This window comes from Cellvibrio sp. KY-GH-1, assembly GCF_008806975.1.
Lineage (GTDB): Bacteria > Pseudomonadota > Gammaproteobacteria > Pseudomonadales > Cellvibrionaceae > Cellvibrio.
In genome coordinates, this window is the sequence record NZ_CP031728.1 from 4,666,352 (window position 1) to 4,686,800 (window position 20,449).

General features: G+C 47.9%; 15 protein-coding genes. 12 read left to right on the forward strand and 3 right to left on the reverse strand.

Annotated elements, in window-relative coordinates; translation table 11 throughout:
- Nucleotides 1–177 precede the first annotated feature (177 nt).
- The gene (locus D0C16_RS19715; protein ID WP_151033921.1) at nt 178–1,413 is read left to right on the forward strand and encodes a DUF5009 domain-containing protein; all 1,236 of its coding nucleotides are present in this window, start codon (nt 178–180) and stop codon (nt 1,411–1,413) included.
- A gap of 112 nt (nt 1,414–1,525) precedes the next feature.
- Here the strand turns inward: D0C16_RS19715 and D0C16_RS19720 are convergent, their stop codons facing one another.
- Nucleotides 1,526–2,161 carry a TetR/AcrR family transcriptional regulator gene (locus tag D0C16_RS19720; protein ID WP_151033922.1) on the reverse strand — a complete coding sequence of 212 codons (636 nt, stop codon included), beginning with the start codon at nt 2,159–2,161 and terminating at the stop codon, nt 1,526–1,528.
- 342 nt (nt 2,162–2,503) lie between these two features.
- On the opposite strand from D0C16_RS19720, the gene D0C16_RS19725 reads away from it, so the two are divergent.
- From D0C16_RS19725 to trxC, 4 genes are all read left to right on the forward strand, one after another.
- Nucleotides 2,504–3,685 (forward strand): efflux RND transporter periplasmic adaptor subunit, encoded by a 1,182-nt coding sequence (locus D0C16_RS19725; RefSeq protein WP_151033923.1) that lies wholly within the window; start codon nt 2,504–2,506, stop codon nt 3,683–3,685.
- A gap of 123 nt (nt 3,686–3,808) precedes the next feature.
- Nucleotides 3,809–7,048 (forward strand): efflux RND transporter permease subunit, encoded by a 3,240-nt coding sequence (locus tag D0C16_RS19730; RefSeq protein WP_151033924.1) that lies wholly within the window; start codon nt 3,809–3,811, stop codon nt 7,046–7,048.
- A complete protein-coding gene (locus D0C16_RS19735; protein ID WP_151033925.1) occupies nt 7,045–8,508 on the forward strand; it encodes an efflux transporter outer membrane subunit in 1,464 nt (487 codons plus the stop codon). Before D0C16_RS19730 ends, D0C16_RS19735 begins: the two co-directional genes overlap by 4 nt.
- A 244-nt stretch (nt 8,509–8,752) precedes the next feature.
- Nucleotides 8,753–9,193 (forward strand): thioredoxin TrxC, encoded by a 441-nt coding sequence (trxC, locus tag D0C16_RS19740; RefSeq protein ID WP_151033926.1) that lies wholly within the window; start codon nt 8,753–8,755, stop codon nt 9,191–9,193.
- 99 nt (nt 9,194–9,292) lie between these two features.
- On the opposite strand, the gene D0C16_RS19745 is transcribed toward trxC, so the two are convergent.
- The gene (locus D0C16_RS19745) at nt 9,293–9,931 is read right to left on the reverse strand and encodes a Crp/Fnr family transcriptional regulator (RefSeq protein WP_151033927.1); all 639 of its coding nucleotides are present in this window, start codon (nt 9,929–9,931) and stop codon (nt 9,293–9,295) included.
- Between the two features lie 256 nt (nt 9,932–10,187).
- Between D0C16_RS19745 and D0C16_RS19750 the strand changes: the two genes are divergently transcribed.
- The 7 genes from D0C16_RS19750 to D0C16_RS19780 all read left to right on the forward strand — a co-directional run bounded on the left by D0C16_RS19750 (nt 10,188) and on the right by D0C16_RS19780 (nt 18,459).
- On the forward strand, nt 10,188–12,398 hold the full coding sequence (locus tag D0C16_RS19750) for a tetratricopeptide repeat protein (protein WP_151033928.1): 2,211 nt from the start codon (nt 10,188–10,190) through the stop codon (nt 12,396–12,398).
- A gap of 14 nt (nt 12,399–12,412) precedes the next feature.
- Nucleotides 12,413–12,850, forward strand: a complete 438-nt coding sequence (locus D0C16_RS19755; protein ID WP_225318770.1) for a hypothetical protein — start codon at nt 12,413–12,415, stop codon at nt 12,848–12,850.
- 38 nt (nt 12,851–12,888) lie between these two features.
- Nucleotides 12,889–13,314 (forward strand): hypothetical protein, encoded by a 426-nt coding sequence (locus D0C16_RS19760; RefSeq protein ID WP_151033929.1) that lies wholly within the window; start codon nt 12,889–12,891, stop codon nt 13,312–13,314.
- Nucleotides 13,315–13,845: 531 nt separating this feature from the next.
- A complete protein-coding gene (locus D0C16_RS19765; protein WP_151033930.1) occupies nt 13,846–14,334 on the forward strand; it encodes a hypothetical protein in 489 nt (162 codons plus the stop codon).
- Nucleotides 14,335–14,392: 58 nt separating this feature from the next.
- Nucleotides 14,393–15,406, forward strand: a complete 1,014-nt coding sequence (locus tag D0C16_RS19770) for a HEAT repeat domain-containing protein (protein ID WP_191968560.1) — start codon at nt 14,393–14,395, stop codon at nt 15,404–15,406.
- Between the two features lie 174 nt (nt 15,407–15,580).
- Nucleotides 15,581–15,955, forward strand: a complete 375-nt coding sequence (locus D0C16_RS19775) for a hypothetical protein (RefSeq protein WP_151033932.1) — start codon at nt 15,581–15,583, stop codon at nt 15,953–15,955.
- A gap of 260 nt (nt 15,956–16,215) precedes the next feature.
- A complete protein-coding gene (locus tag D0C16_RS19780) occupies nt 16,216–18,459 on the forward strand; it encodes a S8 family serine peptidase (RefSeq protein WP_151033933.1) in 2,244 nt (747 codons plus the stop codon).
- Between the two features lie 163 nt (nt 18,460–18,622).
- On the opposite strand, the gene D0C16_RS19785 is transcribed toward D0C16_RS19780, so the two are convergent.
- Nucleotides 18,623–20,209, reverse strand: a complete 1,587-nt coding sequence (locus D0C16_RS19785) for a pectate lyase (protein WP_151033934.1) — start codon at nt 20,207–20,209, stop codon at nt 18,623–18,625.
- Nucleotides 20,210–20,449 lie beyond the last annotated feature (240 nt).

A 20,449-nucleotide genomic window follows, 5' to 3' on the forward strand; every position in this document is an offset into this window, starting at 1 on the left:
AGAAGAAGCCGCCTAAAAGCGGCTTTTTTTTGGCTTTTTTTTCCAGCTTTCGCGTTTTCTGTAGGGAAGTGTAAAAAATAAGGCAACGTTGTCATAAGTGCTTGCGGCCGTAGCTTAGGCTCCGCTATTGTTTTCCGGTTTTTATAACTCTTATAAATTTTTAATCGGGCAAACACCATGAATTCACCATCGTTAACCGCTAATAAGGCGCACTCCAATCACGCACTACCTAATCGTGTTTTATCCATCGATGTGTTTCGCGGCATCACCATTTTTGTCATGGTGTTTGTAAACGAGCTCGCCGGCGTTACCAATATTCCCCAGTGGATGAAACACCTTCCTGCTAATGTGGACGGCATGACGTTTGTTGATCTGGTGTTTCCGGCATTTCTATTTATTGTGGGTATGTCGGTTCCCTTTGCAATTCAGGCGCGCGTTAAAAAAGGTGATTCAACGCTGGAAATATTTAAACACATAGCACTGCGGAGCCTGGGCTTGATGGTGATTGGTGTGTTTATGGTAAATACCGAATCGGGTTTTGATGAGGCGTCAATGGCGATATCCATGCCGCTCTGGACGTTACTAATGTTTATCTATGTGTTGCTCATCTGGTCGAACTATTCCAAAACAATTTCACCCGCAATTACCTTGGGGGCAAAGCTGATTGGTGTGGCTGGCCTGGTAGTGCTGTGGTGGTTATATAAAGGGCCGGAAAACACCGGCATGACTACCCAGTGGTGGGGAATTCTCGGCTTAATTGGCTGGGCTTATTTAATTGCCGGCAGTGTCTTTTTAGTGTGTCGCAATATTGCGGCAGCATCCCAACAAGTTATTGCGCTTGCCGTTATTGCGTTGGTGTTACTCGGTGTGTTTCTCGCACTGGATAAACTGGAGGCTGCTGGTGTTGCAGTACCTGGTTTATTAAGTGATCTGAATAGCAACAATACCCACGCGGCGATTGTATTAGCCGGAGTGATATTGTCGCAGTTATTTTATTTGCCGCAATTTTCTGCACAAAAAGCTAAATACTACTGGCTGTTTACTGCAGTAGTTGGTTTGCTGGCATTAGCGAGCTGGCAGGTATCTCCAATCTCTAAAATTTGGGCCACACCGAGCTGGGCGCTATTCAGTATATTTTTTTGCTGCGTAATTTTCGGTGCAGTTTATTGGCTGGTGGATGTAAAACAGCAACGCGCATGGACCAAATTCTTTGAGCCATCAGCAACCAATCCGCTCCTGGTTTACATATTGCCCTACATATTACTGGCGGTTAGCGGAATTGTTGGCTTCTATCTGCGCCCTGATTTTTGCAGCAGCGGTATCGCGGGAATTATCTGGAGCTTGTTTTTCTCTTGCGTAATTATGTTGATCGGTGCCGGGCTTACGCGGGTGGGGTTAAGGGTTAAGTTGTAGTGCCAGCCTAAACTCAATAATAAAATTTATTGGTTTTCTTTCGCGGCGTTGCTAACGGTACCAATAAAAAAGGCAGCTATTTCGAGCTGCCTTTTCAGAAAATTTCTAATTATCAACCTTTGCACGGCCAGGTCGGTTTTGCGCTAAACCAGAATTCCGGTTTTAGGCCAATCAGCCGATAAATGGCGGTGGGTAAATCACTTCTTACATTATCGATATTGCGTGTAACGCGGGCGTGGGTAATTAACCCTTGTACGTATTGCTGCATTAAGCGCGCGGTTTGTTCGATATCTTTTTGTTCTGTTAAATAATTTCCGCTCAACAAACTGCGCACCAACGCCTGATTGTATTTGGCGCCGCGTTCGGTCATGAGTTGCAGGGTTTCGGTAATGCGCGGCTCGCAGCAGCCGGCTTGCATTCCGGCGCTAAAAAACGCGCAGCCGGGAACGTTGTCTTTGTCTTCACCGACTTTGTTGACGTAAATAAATTGCAGCCAGTTTTCCAATTGCTCAAGCGGTGTGTTGATGGGCGAGAGCATGCAATCCATGTCCTGGCGAATTTGCTCCCAGTGGTGGTTGGTGGCTTCGCAGAAGAGTTCGGCTTTGGATTCGAAATGGTGATAGAAGCTTCCCTTGGTCACGCCCGCTTGCTTGCAGATTTCGTTAACGCCCACAGCGCTGTAGTTGCTGTTCCAAATCAGGTCCAGTGCGGTTTCCAATAGCAGTGTGCGTGTATCGGGGGAGTTCATAAACAGGTTGCTCGTCGATAAAGAAGTACAAACGTTAGGGTTATTATGATACCGGGCGGTATGTTTTTCAATCGGCTAAAGTAACGCTAAACCCGGGGTATGACCAAGATACCGACTTGCGCAAAATGGTGCAACTCCGGAAATCCCTTGATTTTATTGGGGTTTTAACCCCGCACCCCATGCGAGGCGCCTAGGCCAAAACACACAATAAAAAAATCCTGTTGACCGACATACCAACCGGTATGTATAGTTTTCCGAAATGTCCGGTTCATCTCTCCGCGTTTGTATTCCCAAGGGAGCTTAACTCGCCATTGATTTGCTAAAGAGCAACAGGAGCCCATCATGACTAGCACAATCTTTTCTCGCAAAATCGTTACTTATGCAGCGTTGGCCATACTGACAGGTATTGCCAGTGTTCATTACATCTCCGGTGTTGATGCGGCTACCCCGGCTGCCGTACCACCCGCCCCGGCGGTAGATGTAGTGGTTTTACAGCCGCAAGAAATCCGTACCTGGGCCGGCTTTTCCGGTCGTCTGGCACCGGTAGAGAGCGCAGCCATCAAGCCATTGGTGAGCGGCACTATCCAGCAGGTGCTGTTTACTGAAGGCCAGCAAGTGAAAAAAGGCCAGCCCTTGTTTGTGATTGATCCGCGCCCGCACCAGGCCTCTGTGCAACGCGCCCAGGCACAACTGGCCACCGCACAGTCGCGCGCAACGCTGGCAAAGGATGAACTCACCCGCGCAGAACAATTAATCGGTGCGAAGCTGGTATCGCAAAGTGTTTACGATGCTGCCCTGAGTGCTCATCAGGTTGCCCAAGCGGATGTGAAGCAAGCCGATGCCGCGCTAAACCAAGCGAAGCTGGATCTGGAATACGCCCATATCAGTGCGCCCATTTCCGGTCGTGTTGGGCGCGCAGAGCTTACGGTGGGTAACGTGGTTGATGCGGGTGTAAACGCACCGGTGCTCACGCAAATTGTTGCTAACGATAAACTCTATGCCGAATTTAATGTGGATGAGGCGGCCTATGTGCAGTTGGTGCGCAACACGAATGATGTGCAAGCAATGCCGGTGGAGTTAAGTCTTGCGGGCGATACGGCAGCGACTTACGAAGGTCACATTTATGCATTTGATAACCGTTTGGATACCGCGAGCGGTACCATTCGCGCCCGCGCCATTTTTGACAACAAAGACGGTGCCTTAACGGCGGGGATGTTTGCGAATGTGCGGTTAGGCTCAGCAGAAAAAGTGCAAGCGCTGTTAGTGCCTGAGCGCGCAATCGGCACCAACCAAAGCAAAAAATATGTGATGGTGGTCGATGAAAACAACACCGCAAATTATCGCGAAGTAACTTTGGGTGATCATTACCAGGGGCAGCGTGTTGTACAAGTCGGCGTTAATGCTGGCGAAAAAGTGATTGTAAATGGCCTTTCCCATGTGCGACCGAAAAGTGTCGTAAGTCCTACCCTGGCAGTAACCGAACAAGCGGAAGATGAAGATACGCAGGTTGCGTCAATTCATTAAGCAGATTCCGATAATCCTAATTTAATTTTTAAAGAGCATCAGTAGCACCGGTAAATTTTACCGGTGCTCTCCAAACTCATCCTGTTGAAATTCAGGTATGAACAAGCCTTGGCAGGTACAACTATGAATATCTCCAAATTTTTTGTGGATCGCCCCATCTTTGCCGGTGTGATTTCACTGCTGATTTTTATCGGCGGATTTATCGCCATGTTTCAATTGCCTATTTCGGAATACCCCGAAGTGTCGCCGCCCTCAGTGGTCGTGAATGCCTCCTATCCCGGTGCAAACCCAAAGGTCATTGCGGAAACTGTTGCAACACCTTTGGAAGAGCAGCTCGCGGGTACTGAAAATATGTTGTACATGTTTTCGCAAGCCACGACTGATGGACGCTTAACCTTAACGGTTACGTTTAGAATCGGAACAGATCCGGACCTTGCCCAGCAAATGGTGCAAAACCGTATTTCGCAAGCCTTGCCACGCTTGCCCGATGTCACTCGTCAGCGCGGTGTAACCGTCGTAAAAAGCTCACCGGATTTAACCATGGTGGTGCATTTAATTTCGCCCGATAAAAGTTACGACGAGCTTTATCTGCGCAACTATGCATTGATGAATATTAAAGATGAGTTGGCCAAGGTTCCCGGTGTGGGCATGGTGCGGTTGTTCGGTTCAGGCGATTACGCTATGCGCATTTGGCTGAACCCGGAAAAAATTGCCGAGAAAAATCTCACGGCTAACGAAGTGGTTGCCGCGGTGCGCGAGCAAAATGTGCAGGTAGCAGCCGGTATTATCGGCGGCGCGCCAGTGACTGATCTGGTGGATGTGCAATTGCCGGTTAATGCCAAAGGCCGTTTGGAAAACCCGGAAGAGTTCGGCGAAATTATTATTCGTGCAGGCAGTAATGGGGAAATTACCCGCTTGAAAGATGTGGCGCGCGTAGAAATGGGCGCATCGGAATTTGCCTTGAATTCCATGCTCGATAGCCAGCCTGCCGTTGCTATTCCGATTTTCCAGGCGCCGGGCGCTAACGCGATTCAAATTTCTGACAATGTTCGCTCGACCATGGCGGAACTGAAAAAACGTTTTCCGCAGGGTGTGGATTATCACGTGGTTTATGACCCGACTATTTTCGTGAAAAGTTCGATCAAAGCGGTAATTAAAACTCTGCTTGAAGCGCTCGCACTGGTTGTTGTAGTGGTAATCCTGTTTTTGCAAACCTGGCGCGCCTCGATTATTCCGTTGCTGGCAGTGCCTGTATCCATTATCGGTACCTTTGCATTGATGTGGGCCTTCGGGTTTTCTATTAACACGCTCTCGCTGTTTGGCTTGGTGTTAGCCATTGGAATTGTGGTCGACGATGCAATTGTCGTGGTGGAAAACGTTGAGCGAAATATTGAAGAAGGTCTAACACCGATTGCGGCAACCTATAAAGCGATGCAGGAAGTGAGTGGGCCGATTATTGCGATTTCATTAACCTTGATTGCGGTGTTTGTACCTATCGCCTTTGTGAGTGGTTTGACTGGCCAGTTTTACAAACAATTTGCCTTGACCATTGCGATTTCAACCGTGATTTCGGCGATTAACTCGCTGACCTTAAGCCCGGCATTGGCCGCGCTTTTGTTAAAAGGTCATCACGAACCAAAAGATCGTTTAACCATTGGTATGGATAAAATATTCGGTCGCTTCTTTGCCTGGTTCAATCGCAGCTTTGCGCGCGCTTCCGGAAACTATTCCACCAAAGTGGGAAAAATCCTTGGTCGTAAAATGGCTGCGGTGGGTGTGTACGCGGTTTTGTTAGGTATTGCGGTGGTGGGTTTTAATATTATTCCCAAAGGTTTTGTGCCCGCGCAGGATAAACAATATTTAATTGCCTTCGCGCAATTACCGGATGGTGCAACCTTGGATCGCACTGAAAAAGTGATTCGCGAAATGGGCGAAATTGGTTTGGCGGAAGCGGGTGTGGAAAATGCCGTGCAATTCCCTGGTTTGAGTATTAATGGTTTTACCAATAGCTCCAGCGCCGGCATTGTATTTTTTCCGTTGAAAGATTTTGACCAACGTACCAGCAAAGAACTTTCAGCCGCGGCGATTTCACAAAAACTGCAAATGAAATTCGCTGGTATTGAAGAAGCTTTTATTGCGATTTTCCCTCCACCGCCGGTACGTGGTTTGGGTACTACTGGTGGCTTTAAATTGCAAATTGAAGATCGCGCTGGTTTAGGCTACGAAAAGCTGGCCGAAGTAGTAGCGCAGGTGCAACAAAAGGCTATGCAGCGCCCTGAGTTGGCAAGTGTGTTTTCCAACTACAAAATCAATGTGCCGCAATTATATGCGGATGTAGATCGCACCAAAGCCAAGCAACTCGGCCTGAATGTGAAAGAAATTTTTGACACTATGCAGGTTTATTTGGGCTCGCTGTATATCAATGACTTCAACCAGTTTGGTCGCACCTATCAAGTGATTGCACAAGCCGATGCGCCGTATCGCAATACGCCTGAAGATGCGCTCAATTTAAAAGTGCGCAATACGCAAGGCGATATGGTTCCCCTGGGTGCAGTGCTGAGTATGAAAGAAAGTTATGGTCCGGAAAGTGCGGCGCATTACAACGGTTATCTGGCGGCGGATATTAACGGCAACGCGGCCCCCGGTTATTCAAGCGGACAAGCGCAAGATGCTATCGCAGAAATTCTGGATGAAGTATTGCCTGCCGGGATTGTGTACGAATGGACTGATTTGACCTTTCAGGAAGTGCTTGCAGGCAATACCGCGATTTATATTTTGCCACTGTGTTTGCTGTTAGTGTTTTTGGTGTTGGCGGCGCAGTACGAGAGCTTGGCGCTGCCTCTGGTGGTAGTCACCATTGTGCCACTGTCGATATTGTCAGCGCTCTTTGGTGTATGGGTAAGTAAAGGTGACAACAATATCTTTACGCAAATCAGTTTGTTCGTGCTTGCCGGCCTTGCCAGTAAGAACGCGATTTTAATTGTGGAGTTTGCGCGCGAATTGGAAATGCGCGGTATGCAAACTTATCAGGCCGCGATTACTGCAAGCGGTATGCGTTTGCGCCCAATATTGATGACGTCCTTCGCGTTTATTATGGGTGTTTTGCCAATGGTGTTTTCAACTGGTGCAGGAGCAGAAATGCGCAGCGTGATGGGTATTGCGGTTTTCTCCGGTATGTTGGGTGTGACTTTCTTTGGTTTGTTCTTCACTCCGATGTTTTATGTGTTGTTGCGCAAGCTGGAAGGCAACCGAAAATATCATCAGGGTGATGCAGCCGAACAACCTGGGGTTCTTGAAGAAAATAAAACCGGAAATCATTTTTCGCACGCAGCAGGTCTGGAGCAGCATGAGGTGAAAGTATGAATCGACGCATCGTAATGAAAGCATTTGGTCTTGCACTATTGCCGTTGATGATTAGCGCGTGCAGTGGTTTTAAATCGGTAGAAAACGCACAACAACTTGCGCAAATCCCAACAACCCCGGCGGCATTTACCTTGCCGCAAGGGGCGAGTGCAGAAAAGCCGGTAGCCGATTGGTGGGCGCAATTGCAGGATGCGCAGTTAAACCAGTTAATTACCGATTCACTGCAGCATAACCATAGCATTCGTATCGCACAGGCATCGCTGCAGGAATCGCGCGCGTATTTGCGCAACAGCAAATTGGATCGCTACCCAACAGTAGAGGCGAGTGCGAGTGGCACGCGTCAACGCCAGAGTGTGGATATTAGCGGTGCCGTTGCTTCACCTGGTTCAACCAGAGGGCCCATCACTGAAACGTTTCAGGCTGGTTTTGATGCAAGCTGGGAGTTGGATATTTTTGGCCGCGTGCGCAATGGCGTGAAGTTATCCAAAGCGCAGGTGGCGGCGCGCGCGGCAGATTTACAGGCGGCGCAAGTGAGTGTCGCGGCAGAAGTCGCCAGCGCTTACATCAGTTTGCGTGGCAATCAATATTTATTGGATGTGGCGGAGCGCAATGCAAAAAACCAGCAGGAATCCTTGCAGTTGACGCAGCGCTTTGAAGAAGTTGGGCGCGGCGATAAATTGGATGTGGCACGCGCTGAAGCGCAACTCGAATTAACACGCGCAACCATTCCCGCGCTGCAAGCTCAGGTCAACACGGCGTTGAATCGGTTAGGTGTGTTAACGGGTACGCCGAATGAATCATTAACGCTAACCTTATCTGCGGTAAAAGCGCTGCCGGCGATTCCGGTTTCATTCGCGGTGGGCAATCCAGCCGATTTATTAAAACGGCGGCCCGATGTTCGCCGTGCCGAGCAGGCGTTGGCAGGCGCGGTGGCGGAATACAATATTCAGGTGGCGGATTTATATCCAGGAATTAGCTTTACCGGTAGCTTGGGGTATCTGTCGACTGATTGGAATCGGTTGGGTAATGACGAAACCGAAACATTTTCTATTACTCCGCGTATCCATTGGGCTGCATTTAATCTCGCGCGGGTAAATGCGCAAATTGATGCGGCTGATGCGCGCACTCAACAGCGTGTTGCTGAATTTGAGCAGCGTGTGTTAGTCGCACTGGAAGAAACCGACAATGCACTGCAAAATTTTTCACGCGAGGAGGAGCGGCGCACGGGTTTGCAACGGGCCTTAGCGGCCAGCAATCAGGCTGCATTTTTTGCGCGCAAAAAGTTTGAAGTGGGTAGTAGCGATTTTTTAACGGTATTGGATGCAGAGCGCTCGCAGCTAACGGTAAGTGCGCAATTGGCGCAGAGCGATATGCAGGTGCTGTTAAATCTGATTGCAGTTTACAAAGCCTTGGGGGGCGGTTGGGAGTTGCAACAGCAAGCCGTTGCTGGCAACCCCTAAATAGCTGACGTTGCTCGTTGTTGATTGGAAACCGACTCTTTAAGCCCTTGCAGCCAGTTGCTGTAATAAAGAGTTGCTCTTTGCCCGCCGTGTCGCTCCTGCCCCTTGGGGTTTTGCACGCGCGGGCTTTTTTATGTGGCGTGACCATTGTTTTATTTTTTGTGGCAGCTTGAAGTCTGATAAGCTGAACCCAGTTTATTTGAAAGATGTGTTTGTTTGAAATTAGCCCTTGTTTGGAAAACCTATGAGTAGCGTACAAATTAATTGTCCCCACTGCTTTGCCACTAACCGTTTGCCGGGTGAGCGCCTGGAAGATAAGCCCAATTGCGGCAAGTGCAAACGCCCTTTGTTTAGCGGTAAGCCGATGGAATTAAATCCCGGTAATGTGGCGAATACGCTGGAGCATAATGACATTCCGGTATTGGTGGATTGCTGGGCGCCTTGGTGCGGCCCCTGCCAAAGTTTTGCGCCGGTATTTGAAGAAGCCGCCGCGCGTTTGGAGCCACATCTTCGCTTTGCCAAATTAAATACCGAAGCTGTGCCCAGTATTGGTCAGCGGTGGAATATTCGCAGTATTCCCACCTTGATTTTATTTCATCACGGCAAAGAAGTGCAGCGCGTGTCCGGTGCTCTACCTATGCCACAGTTAATGAAGTGGTTGCATGAATCGGGGTTATTTGGTTGATATTTTTAATCTCCCCCGGCCCCTCTTTTACAAAGAGGGGGGAGTAAGCCCCTCTCTTTGTAAAAGGGAGGTTGGGAGGGATTTTTGGCAGAGAGGGATTTACCAATAACGCGGCAGCGGCTTTTTAATTTCAATATAGCCCGAGCACTGCTCGATATATTCGCCAATTAATAATTGTTTCATGATTCTGCTCACCATCTCGCGCGATGAGCCGACCATATTGGCGATATCCTGATGGGTGACTTTGGGGTTGTGGATGCGCTTATTTTCGTCGCTGAGTTTTTCCAACGCGGCGCTAACGCGGCCATACACATCCAGCAGTGCCATATCTTTTACGCTGTCGGTCAGGTCGCGCACACGGCGAGTGACTTCACACAGCAAGCTCATCGCAAACTCAGGATGCTTGTGCATTAAATCTTGCACGCTGGCGCGCGATACTAACAAAATCTCGCAGTCGCTAATGGTCATTACCGAGGCAGATCGCGGCTTGCCATCAATAAGCGACAGCTCACCAAAATAATCGCCCTCGTGCATGTAATTCAAATTGACCTGACGGCCATCTTCATTATTTAAAAATGCACTCACCGTACCCTTGCGGATGATGTACATATGAGTAGATTCGTCGCCTTCCGTGACCAATACAGTGTTCTTGGGGTACTTGCGCATCACACTGAGTTTTTCCAGTTCCGCCAAATAATGGGGCGGAACATCGGCAAATAAGCTGACGTTCTCTAACATGGTGTTGGCTTCTTGTAGGTTGATTGGCGATTTGAATCATAACCTCAGCAGCGAGGCTCCGCCTAATTTTGGCGCTGAATTCCTCAAAAACTTGTGGATCACCTCACGAATCACACAATCCTAATGCGATTGCTTGTTATTGTCGCCTGGCTCCACAATAATCACGCGCTTCGATCAAGCCATTTTTTGCGGCAAGGATCATAATTCGATTATTCATTAACCATTTAACGCTATCGCACGGAGAGCCGACTGCACTATGGGCGTCGATTCGACTCAACACTGTGAACAAACGCTGATGTTCACCGACATCGTCGGCTACTCACGCCTTATGGGGCGCAATGAGTCGCTGGCGGTGGAAATGTTGGGCGACTACCGCAAAATTTTGCTCTCGCACATTGAAGCGCAAGGCGGACATTTAGTGGAGTTTGTGGGCGATGCGATTTTTGCGCGCTTCGATACCGCGACAGCCGCTGTCGCTGCCGCGATCGCCATTCAGCAACATCTATTAGCGTTTAATGAAGCGCGCGATAAAAAATTACCCAGGCTGCAAACTCGCATTGGTCTGAATAAAGGCGAAGTCATGCTGCGCGAAGGCGCGGTATTTGGCGATGCAGTCAATATCGCCGCGCGTCTTGAGCCGCTCGCCGTCGCCGATGGTATTTGCATTTCCCAAAGCGTATACGATGAGGTGCGTTTTTCGCTCTCATCGCCAGCAAAACGCTTAGGCGTGCAACCGCTGAAAAATATCCAGCAAAAAATTCGTGTCTATTTTATTAAGCCGGCGGGCATCGGCTGGCGTGATCACCTGCATTATTTCCTGCGCGGCCTCAACCGAAAAATAGTCGCCTGCCGCTACCCAATCGCCGTTTCAGTATTGGCATTAATTGCCGCCGGGTTTTATTTTATTCCGCGCTGGTTAGTGCCCGGGTATGCCGCCAACTATGTAGAAATCGCCGACTTCAAAAACCTCATGAATGAAAAAGGCGATGCGGACTATTTCTCCGCCGGAATCACCGAAGCCGTCCGCTCCCAACTTGCCGATATGCGCGACGTCTACATAGTCGATGCCAAAGAAGGCATTCACGCTCCCATACGTTTGGAAGGCAGCGTCCAAAAACTCGGCGACAACCTCCGCATCGCCTACCGTTTATTCCGCCGCAAAGACAACGTACAAATCGCCGGCGGAAAGTTAGATGGAACCTATCAGGATATTTTTATTCTGCAGGATCGTTTGGTGGGTGAGATCGCGCGCTACCTCGCGGATGAATTTCAATTGCAGAACTTCAGGCCCGCGCCGTTACGGTTGACGAATGATATTACGGCTTATGATTATTATTTGAAGGGGTTGGATTATCTTGAGTTGCCTGCTACACAAGATAATGCGGATCAAGCTATTAAAAACTTTAATACTGCTTTGATTCATGATAATAAATTTTCGCTTGCAAATGTTGGGGTTTGTAACGCCTATTGGAAGAAATTCGAAATTACACGAGTGGCGTCATGGTTAAAAAGTGCGGAAAATTTTTGTCTTGCTGCTCTTGCACAAGATCCTATGTCCGCTAAGGCGTATAAAGCTATGGGGGCTATATATAGGGATTTTGGGCAATATAGAAGTGCGATCAAGTACCTTGAAAGAGGTCGTGAAATAGATAGATACGATGTTACGCTGTCGCTTACATTGGCAGCGGTATACAACTTAACTGATGAAAAAAGTCAAGCAGAAAAAATATACTTGGATCTTATAAAGCAGGCGCCAAAAAATTGGCGAGTGTATAGTGGTTATGCGAATTTTCTGATGCGTAATGGTCGGCATGATGAGGCTATTGGTTTTTATGATATGGTTTTGGATATAGATCCGAATCATGCTCTTGCACTGAATAATATGGCAATAAACTATGTGTATAAAAATGATTTTCAGAAAGCGGCTAGGTTTTTTGAGCGATCGGCTAATGTTGAGCCAAATAGTTCGGTTTTTGTAAATACGGGAAATATGTATTATTCAGTAGGCGATTTTGAAAAAGCCGTTGAGTTTTACGATAAGGCTCTCAGGTTGCAGCCTGAGAGTTATCAGTTGATGGTTAATTTGGCTGATGCCTATAAGTTCATGCCGGAGAAAAAATTACTCGCAGAAGAGTATTTTAAAAACGCTATCAGGTTGTCAGAGAAAGAAATTGCTGCCAATAAAAATATGGCTCTAGCATATCAATACTTGGCGAGATCTTATGCTTTTTTTGGCAGGCTCAATGAGGCAAGTGAAATAATGAAAATTGCTAATGAGCTAGATTCCAGTAGTGCTGAATCTTGTTATACCAACTTAAGGTTGGCGGTTTTAAAAGGAGGTGACCATGATATAAAAAAATACGTAGATTGTTTGCGAAAAACTGAATATTCAGTTGAATTATTGTTATCTGATCCGGATTTTTCTATTTTAAAAGAGAGTCGTTTCAAAGGGTGGTTTTTAAACTAATGTTGGGAGGGTATATGAAGTTTTTTAAGTTTATAGTCGTGTGTGCAATGATTGTATCTATTAATGCGTGTTCAGCTAGTCAGACATCAACAAGCAGGCTTCCTTCTGCTTTTGCGTTGAAAGGGACAAGTACTGCTGTTGTTGGAATTGCAATAGATAAAAAAGGATTTCCACTGGAGACCATTAAGGAGGTTGTTCTAAAGCCGGGACAAAAAGTTGTTTTTGCTGGGCCGGATAGATTCTTAATTTCATTTAAAAATAAAAAATCCCCTGAGAAGTTAAGATACGAATCAGGTAATGGAGTAGTTGTTGTTGTGATACCAAAAGATATTCTTCAGCAATCAGAATATGCAGAGGAATATCGAAAAAATGGATACCTGCGATTTGATTACGCAATTAGTATTAATGGGAGAGAACTTGATCCGCCAATGATTATTAGAAATGACGATTAAATTTTTTAATGTAATTTTTTATTTTAAAGGACTAATGTATGAAGTACGTATGTTTGGTGATTATGTTTTTGTGCGTAAGTGCATTTGCAGCTGAACCTTGCACCAAGAAAAAATGCAAAGCAATATCTGGCACAAACACCATAGTAATAACCATATCTCTCGATGAGGAGGGTAATCCTCTCCCCAGTGTTATGGAGTTGCTCGAATTAAAACCCGGGCAGCGTATTGTGTTCACGGGGCCTGAAGAGTTTAGTATTTTCTTTAAGGATCAAAAAACACCTTTTAAGAAATCTGAATTCAAGTCGAAAGACGGGGTTGTAACCATAAAAATTCCAGAGAAAATCTTTGAAGATAAACGGTTCTTCGAAGAAGGTTATCAAAACGCTGGAATTGAATTTAATTATGGTGTCCGCGTGAACGGCAAGGAATTAGACCCTCCTCTTATTGTAAGAGATGATTTTTAATTAGTTATTTGGCAAGGATGCCATCGTGAATAATTCACACCCTCCTTTTACAAAAACTCACATCTTCATATTTCCTTATCCGTTACCTTATCTCTCAGTAGCAGGGCGTCTGCAAGGATACGCGAGCGGATTGGTTTCCGTCATTCAGGGATAAGACGCAGCAAGCAACAGAATCCAAAGTGGCAAGGACGCAGTCAGGCATTAAGCCTCCCCCAATCGCTTTGGGTTTATGTGCAGCTATACGCCACGCGGCAGGGCGCCCGGCTACAATTTTCTCTTCGTTTTTCGCCATGGCGACATTCAATTGAAGGATTAACACGCGGTTCTTACTGAGTAAAAAGGAGTTATGCGAATGACACTTCAATCTTCGGTTGTGCCTTAGCAAATCCCATTTTTCTTTTCGAGTAGCTCGCTGAGTTGCTCGCCGAATTCTTTTCGTGCGCGAAATGAATCGGGTGCTTATGGATTGGATAAGCGCCCGCGCTTTAACCACAGTGATGTTATTTTTTAAACGAGTTAAGGAGAATTGTTATGCAAGCGTTTATAAAAAACTATCGGGTTTTGGTGTCAGCGGGACTGTTGTTGTGTGGGTTTATGTTCTCCAATATTGCGTCGGCGGGCCAATGCATTGTGCCCAAGGAGGCGGGCACCTGGGTGAACAGCGACCCTAATACCAACGGTGTAACAAAAGTAGTCATTGAAATGGTGTGTGAAAGCACGCCAATTTATAACTGTAGTGGCAATATTTGTTCGGTCACTTATTCAGTTACGCCGCGCTACTATGTAAAGGTCTGGGGTAAGTGTTCGCCCACCGATTGCTATTGGGGAAGAGTGGAAGGCACGCGTACTTCAGCCAATTGGCAATACTTTTTCTATAATCAGGGTTTTGCAACGCGCGATGTCTGGGCGCAGATTTGGTCGGGCTCCGATGCCTGGCTGCGTGTCATCATTGATACCCATTTTACCGACGGTTCCGGCCGTGCGGATTATCGTATTGATAATTGGTTTAGACGTTTGTAAGTGAGAGCGGGGGCAGCAAATGCCCCCTTTGCGGACTACGAAATTTTCAGGGGAGAAGATGATGAGCGAACAACTGTTAACGCCCAAAATTGCATTGGCGATCATTGGATTGCTAATTTTTCTGGCGTGGTATTTGGCGGGACTGTCGTCGTCCGATGATCTTGCTCTGCAAGAAAAATCATTCGCGAACGAGCAATTGCCGGTTTCCAAGAAACTACAAATTCCAGCGTTAGCCGAGACATCGACGGCGGATAAAAAATCAGCCGCTCAGCAACAACAAGCACAGCTGCGCGACGGAATTTATCCCAGCGCCGATAAAACCCGCGTGAGTATTCATGTGCAACACATGCAACGTTTATTGCTGGTGCAGCGTTTGGCAGAGACGCTGGAATTTGCGTTTAGTTTGCCCAATGATTCGGTGGATTACTGGACCCAACCTATCACCGTAAATATGGATGATGTACCCCTGCTGCACGCATTATCAGGTGTGATTGGCACTAAACAATTTGCCCTGGAAATGGCTTATCAAGCCGCGACTAATACTCACACCATTGCCGCGCTGTTTTTGGTGGCGGAAAAATCGAGTGCGCAATTATCTGCGCCGCCAACGATAAAACCTGCACTGTCGCAAATGCATGAACGCGGCGCTGCACCAGCGACGAATGCGATGGCGAACGATGAGCAGCAAATAAAACGCGATATTTTTTTCACGGCGGATGACCAAACTCGCATGACGATATTGCAGGAAATGTCACCCGTTGGAGAGGATTTGCATTACATCATTACCAGTTTGAAGCGCGATAAAAACGCCCAGGTGCGTGCACTGGCGGCGCAGCGTTTATCCTTCAGTGATAACTACATGGCCACGCACAGTTTATTGGACGCGCTTGCGGACCCTGACCCGGGTGTCGTGCAAATGGCAGTGGAGTCATTGGTGTCCTTAGGGGACAGTTCGGTGATTGGCGCGATAGAAACACGGTTAAACGGTAGTGAGAATGGCAGGGCGATAGCGCAGGATGCGGCGCGCCGGATTCAGTCACGCTTTACTCTGGCAGCGGACGCGCCTGAGTAATGGCACCATCGGTCGGGCTGATGTGCCGCACGTGAATATTTCACAGCTGTAGAGATTTAAACTGGTTAAGCTGGCCCCCGTATCAAACGTTGGTTGATTGGCGTCACCTTCGGCATTGGTATCAAGGACACAGATCTAGCGGTTAATCATGGTTGAAGAAATGGAGTTACGCGAATGATCACTCACTCTTTCATTGTCGGCGCGTTGCTCGCTGTTTCTCTCTCTGCTCAGGCGGGTGCTATTGCGATGGATGGGATTTCTATCGAAGCAAATCCGGCTGATGCAGGGACCACTTCAAGCGCGGTCTTGCACAGGGATGTGGGGCTTCGTCAAGGAGGAGGTAATGGCAAGGATGTCACGGAAGCTCCTACTACAGAGGGTCAATGCGCCGCATCACCCGGTTGCGCTATTATTCCTCGCGTCGAAACCCTTCAGGATTTGTTGGTCGTCAATCGGAACGCATCGGGATTGGGGCCATTCATTTTGTTGTTATTATTTGTGTTGACGGCCATTGTGGTTTTATTCCGTCGCTCTCCCTCTACTAAATAAACGCTGATTGGTGTTGCACTGCATCACCGACTATCTATCGATTTCTCCGTTGTTATTTCATGAGCTCTTTTGCCCTGTTGTAAATCAGCAGGGCTTTTTTTTTGCAATTTTTTCAGCGCGGTTAAAGGTGAATAGTTCACCCCGGTACCGGGGTTAATTCACTGTCACTTAAATTTTCCAGTGTCAGACTGTTTCTATCCAGCTAAGGGCAGGAACCTCGCTGGATTTTCTATTCCATTTCTTTTAAGAAGGATCGCACTATGAAAACTTCACGCAACGCTTTTCATTTCGTTAAACCCCTCACTCACGCGATTTTAATTGCCATGGCGGCAGGCGCAGCAACCAGCTATGCCGATTCAGATCGCAAAACCGAATTGCCCAAAGCAGATGCCGTAGTCCGCATAGATCCAATGTTGGAGCGCCTTGCGGCCCAGCAAACCAGCTTGCCGGTGATAATTATCTTTGGCGAACAACCGCAGCGTAAAATCGCACGCGCTCTAAATGAAAAATATGAACCGCAAATCGATGCACTGGCGGCGCGTGTGCGAGGAATCTACGATAAATATTTGCCCAGGGATAACCAGGACACCGAAGATAAGGAAATCGAACACAGCAAAAAGCTCAGTCAATATGTGACTGATGCAGATAAAAAAGAAATCCGCGCGTTGAATGAAGAACGCGAAAAATTGATGCGCGAACTGCGCCAACAAATTGCGCGGGAATCTGCGGCGGCGGTCGCGGAAGTGCAAAAAGTGTATGCCGGCCGCATTAGCAGCCTGGGAGCAAAAATTCAGGAGAACTACGCGACCCTGAACGCCATCAGTGCAGAAATTCCGGTCGCGGCCCTGAAAGAAATTGCCAGCCTGAGCGGTGTGGCTGAAATCGTTTATAACAACCCGGGTAAAGCAGAGCTGAGCAATCAAGTGCAATCGCTGGGCGCGGATACCTGGTGGGCATCGGGCTTTGATGGCGGCGTGTGGGACGTGGGTGTGTTGGATGAGGGTGTACTCGAAACCCATGACGCACTCAAGAGCCATACCTTTTATGAAAACTATGCCACCAATGGCAACCACGGCACCGGCGTGGCCTGTATGTATGCCAGCACCAACGCAACACACAAAGGTCTCGCGTTTGGGTTAAATGCGATTCTGGTGGATAACGCGGGCGATGATGCTACCACTATGGCTGGCGCTGATTGGATGCTGCGCTTCGCGGGCGACGACCCGGAAGTTATTAACTATTCCTGGGGCAATGGCGATGCCACCGGTAGCGATTGGCATTCACTGTCCCGCTTTGTGGATGGTGTGGTATTTGATTACGCCACTAACTGGGCAAAATCAGCGGGTAATCAGGGCGCTGGCACCAACACCATGACCATTCCCGCCAATAACTACAACGGTCTTACCGTAACCAATATGTACGACAACAACACCATCACCCGCACAGACGATGTGATCTGGAATACCAGCAGCCGTGGTCCCACAGTTGATGGGCGCAAAAAGCCTGACTTGAGCGCGCCTGGCCATGAGACCATGACCTGTAACAACAGTGGCGGCTATTCAAATCTTGGTGGCACCAGTTCGGCAGCGCCGAAAGTGGGCGCTGCATCGCTGTTATTAATGGACGGTGGTAACTGGGACCCGCGTGCGATTAAAGCCGTGTTAATTAACACCGCCGATTCCTGGGAAGACAACAATACGGATACGTCTGCGGATGACGGTGCAAAAACTGGCAAAGAGTGGAATAAAACTTACGGTTGGGGCTATCTGGATTTGTGGCATGCACATTTCCATCGCAACGATTATTTCTCCAGCAGTGTAAAACCCAAAGGCCAAACCGGCAGTTTTAAACTCTATAAAGGGCAAATGTATAACGGCGATAAAGCGACTCTGGTGTGGGAGCGCGACGTGGATTACAACAACGCCGCAACGCCTACCAGCTATCGCAGCCTTTCGGACCTGGATTTAAAACTCTACGCAGAAACCACAAATACCCAATTGGATTCTGACACCACAGTGAAAGACAACGTGCATCAAGTTGCTGCCAGTGCAAGTCAGGCGGCGGTGGTAAAAGTTTATGCCTACAGTTCATCGTTTGATGGTGCGGCAACGGAGCCTTACACCCTGGCGACAGAAGAAAATTTTGCGTTGGCAACGGGGCCGGTGTTCACCAACACCATTACCGCCCCGGCAAGTGTCTATCGCGGGTTTAATTTCACCTACACGGTGGCAGTAAAAAATACCGGTGATTTGGATGCGCACAACGTGAATGTCAGCATCAACCTGCCAGCGGGTTTTGTATTGGCTTCTGGTACGGCAACGCAAAATGTTGGCAGCATCGCCGATGGTGGAACCAAAACGGTAAGTTGGACGGTGACAGCGCCTAATTACGTCACCACTGCAAGCATTGGTATGACCGCCAAGAGCGTTTCTTACGGTGAAACATTTAGCGCAACGGCGGCTAAATCGATAAGCGTTAAGAATTTGATTTTGACCTTGCCATAAGTGGTTGTTCTTTTAGCGCAATAAAAAAATCCCGCTGCAGTCGCTGCAGCGGGATTTTTTTTGACAGTGTTGCTAAACAGTTTCAGTTCCACAACGGTTAGAAAAACCGGTTTTCGCTAAACCACGTTTAACAAGACAACTGTAAGGAGAGAAAAAAATTCCATTATTTTTTGTACGAGCACTTGTTCGGGTTGCCCGCTGGATCAGATCCGAACGCGGCAACGGTACAGGCAATTGAACCGGGTACAGAAACTTTCTTGGTAACCCACTTGCCTTTGCGGCCAAATGCAACCCAACCATCGCCAGAAGTGACTGAGCAGGTCTCGCCCAGGTCAGCACACTTGGAGAAACCATCCGGATAATCACCTGTGCCAGTCAATACGGGTGCATTGCTGACTGAGCTGGACGATTTGCTGGATGAAACCGCAACAGAGCTGGACGATTTGCTAGACGATGTTGCTGCAATTGAACTGGATGATTTGCTCGATGACACCACGGCAACCGAACTGGACGATTTACTGGATGGTGCAACAGAACTCGCCACAGAGCTCGTAGTACCACCGCACACAGCAGACGTTAACGTTGCGCCGTTTTTACCTACACCCGCCACGGTTCCCAACTTGTCTTTTACGCACTGTGGCGTAACGGGCGAGTAGCTGTAGGGAATGCTAATCGGGAAAGGTGCAGTGGTAGTCCAATTAGTTGCGTCGATGGTGCCGCCGCTGGTCCAGGTAATGTTGTAAGTCGCAAAATCTGCGGGCGATTTTACGTTGTTGTTGCGCAAATCCCAGAAACCGCAGTTGCTGCTGTCATAGCGACAGGTCACCGGGTTGTTGGCATTTTGGAACCAGTTGCTTTCAATTAATGAGTAGCCTGCTTGACGCACGTTAATACCGGAATCGGTAATGCCATCGTAGAAGTTGTTGTACATGTGCGTCCAACCACCGCGTTGCAACGGTAAGCGCGCATTCACATTTCTGTAAATATTGTGGTGGAACGTAATTTCGCGACCACCTGCAATATCGCTACTACTGGAGCCGTCGAGGCCAACTTTTTTACTGTCGTGAATATAGTTGTATGACACGGTGATGTTGTGCGAATCTTTTTTAATGTCGATTGCACTTTCAAAGGTCAGGTCACCGTCGGGTGAGCCATTACATTCATTGTTCACCGCGAATAATTCGTTGTGATCAACGTGCACATTGGTGCCGCTGTCGATACGAATCATATCGGCATCATTGTTGGCACCGGCAAGTGCACCAATTTTCATATTGCGAATAACAACGTTGCTGGATTTATTCACCACTACGCCGAAGTTGGCGGAAGAGCCGTTGGCGCCGATGATGGTAATACCCTTGGTAAATTCTTTAATTTCTACGAAGCGGTAGGCGTCGTTCCAGCGCGGATTCGGGCAATTGCCTGCGGAATCCTTGGTGTGGTTTTTGATCATCTGGTTGATCAGTGCATCTTCGTTGCCGGTGTAGGTAATAATCAGTGGATAAGCACCGCCAGTGACTTTACTGCCATTCGCATCGAGTTTGGCGTTGGCAATAATAGTGTTGATTTGCTCGTAGGTTGACGCGGTGAACGATTGCGCACCACTGACGTTACCGCCATCGGTAGTGGAGAAACCGCCGGTTGCTGCTGCAAATGCTGAAGAGCCTGCGAGCATGGCAATAACTGCCGCTGTGGTTTTGAGGGTAAATACTTTGGTGTTTTTGGCTGATTGTAGTTGTTGCACAGTAAACATAATTTCAATCTCGTCTTAATTATTAAAGTTAGACGGATTGACCGAAACCAAGCTGGGTAGCGAGGGTAATTCCGATAAAGATAACGCTATTATTTTTATAATTGCCCGGAGACATCTCTCCAAACCGGCGATAACTCTTTTCCGGGTGCAAAACTCCTGAGCGAGCTAATTACATTACGTTAGCCCTGTGATGCATGGCAAGAATTTTCTGTTTTATCTGATTGTTGCTGGGTCTTTTGT

Excerpts from the sequence above, each read along its gene's own strand:
- D0C16_RS19730 (WP_151033924.1), top strand. The coding sequence starts at position 3,809 with ATGAATATCTCCAAATTTTTTGTGGATCGCCCCATCTTTGCCGGTGTG.
- D0C16_RS19780 (WP_151033933.1), top strand. The coding sequence starts at position 16,216 with ATGAAAACTTCACGCAACGCTTTTCATTTCGTTAAACCCCTCACTCAC.
- D0C16_RS19755 (WP_225318770.1), top strand. The coding sequence starts at position 12,413 with ATGAAGTTTTTTAAGTTTATAGTCGTGTGTGCAATGATTGTATCTATT.
- D0C16_RS19785 (WP_151033934.1), bottom strand. The coding sequence starts at position 20,209 with ATGTTTACTGTGCAACAACTACAATCAGCCAAAAACACCAAAGTATTT.
- D0C16_RS19760 (WP_151033929.1), top strand. The coding sequence starts at position 12,889 with ATGAAGTACGTATGTTTGGTGATTATGTTTTTGTGCGTAAGTGCATTT.
- D0C16_RS19750 (WP_151033928.1), top strand. The coding sequence starts at position 10,188 with ATGGGCGTCGATTCGACTCAACACTGTGAACAAACGCTGATGTTCACC.
- D0C16_RS19735 (WP_151033925.1), top strand. The coding sequence starts at position 7,045 with ATGAATCGACGCATCGTAATGAAAGCATTTGGTCTTGCACTATTGCCG.
- D0C16_RS19770 (WP_191968560.1), top strand. The coding sequence starts at position 14,393 with ATGATGAGCGAACAACTGTTAACGCCCAAAATTGCATTGGCGATCATT.
- trxC (WP_151033926.1), top strand. The coding sequence starts at position 8,753 with ATGAGTAGCGTACAAATTAATTGTCCCCACTGCTTTGCCACTAACCGT.
- D0C16_RS19715 (WP_151033921.1), top strand. The coding sequence starts at position 178 with ATGAATTCACCATCGTTAACCGCTAATAAGGCGCACTCCAATCACGCA.
- D0C16_RS19775 (WP_151033932.1), top strand. The coding sequence starts at position 15,581 with ATGATCACTCACTCTTTCATTGTCGGCGCGTTGCTCGCTGTTTCTCTC.
- D0C16_RS19745 (WP_151033927.1), bottom strand. The coding sequence starts at position 9,931 with ATGTTAGAGAACGTCAGCTTATTTGCCGATGTTCCGCCCCATTATTTG.
- D0C16_RS19720 (WP_151033922.1), bottom strand. The coding sequence starts at position 2,161 with ATGAACTCCCCCGATACACGCACACTGCTATTGGAAACCGCACTGGAC.
- D0C16_RS19765 (WP_151033930.1), top strand. The coding sequence starts at position 13,846 with ATGCAAGCGTTTATAAAAAACTATCGGGTTTTGGTGTCAGCGGGACTG.
- D0C16_RS19725 (WP_151033923.1), top strand. The coding sequence starts at position 2,504 with ATGACTAGCACAATCTTTTCTCGCAAAATCGTTACTTATGCAGCGTTG.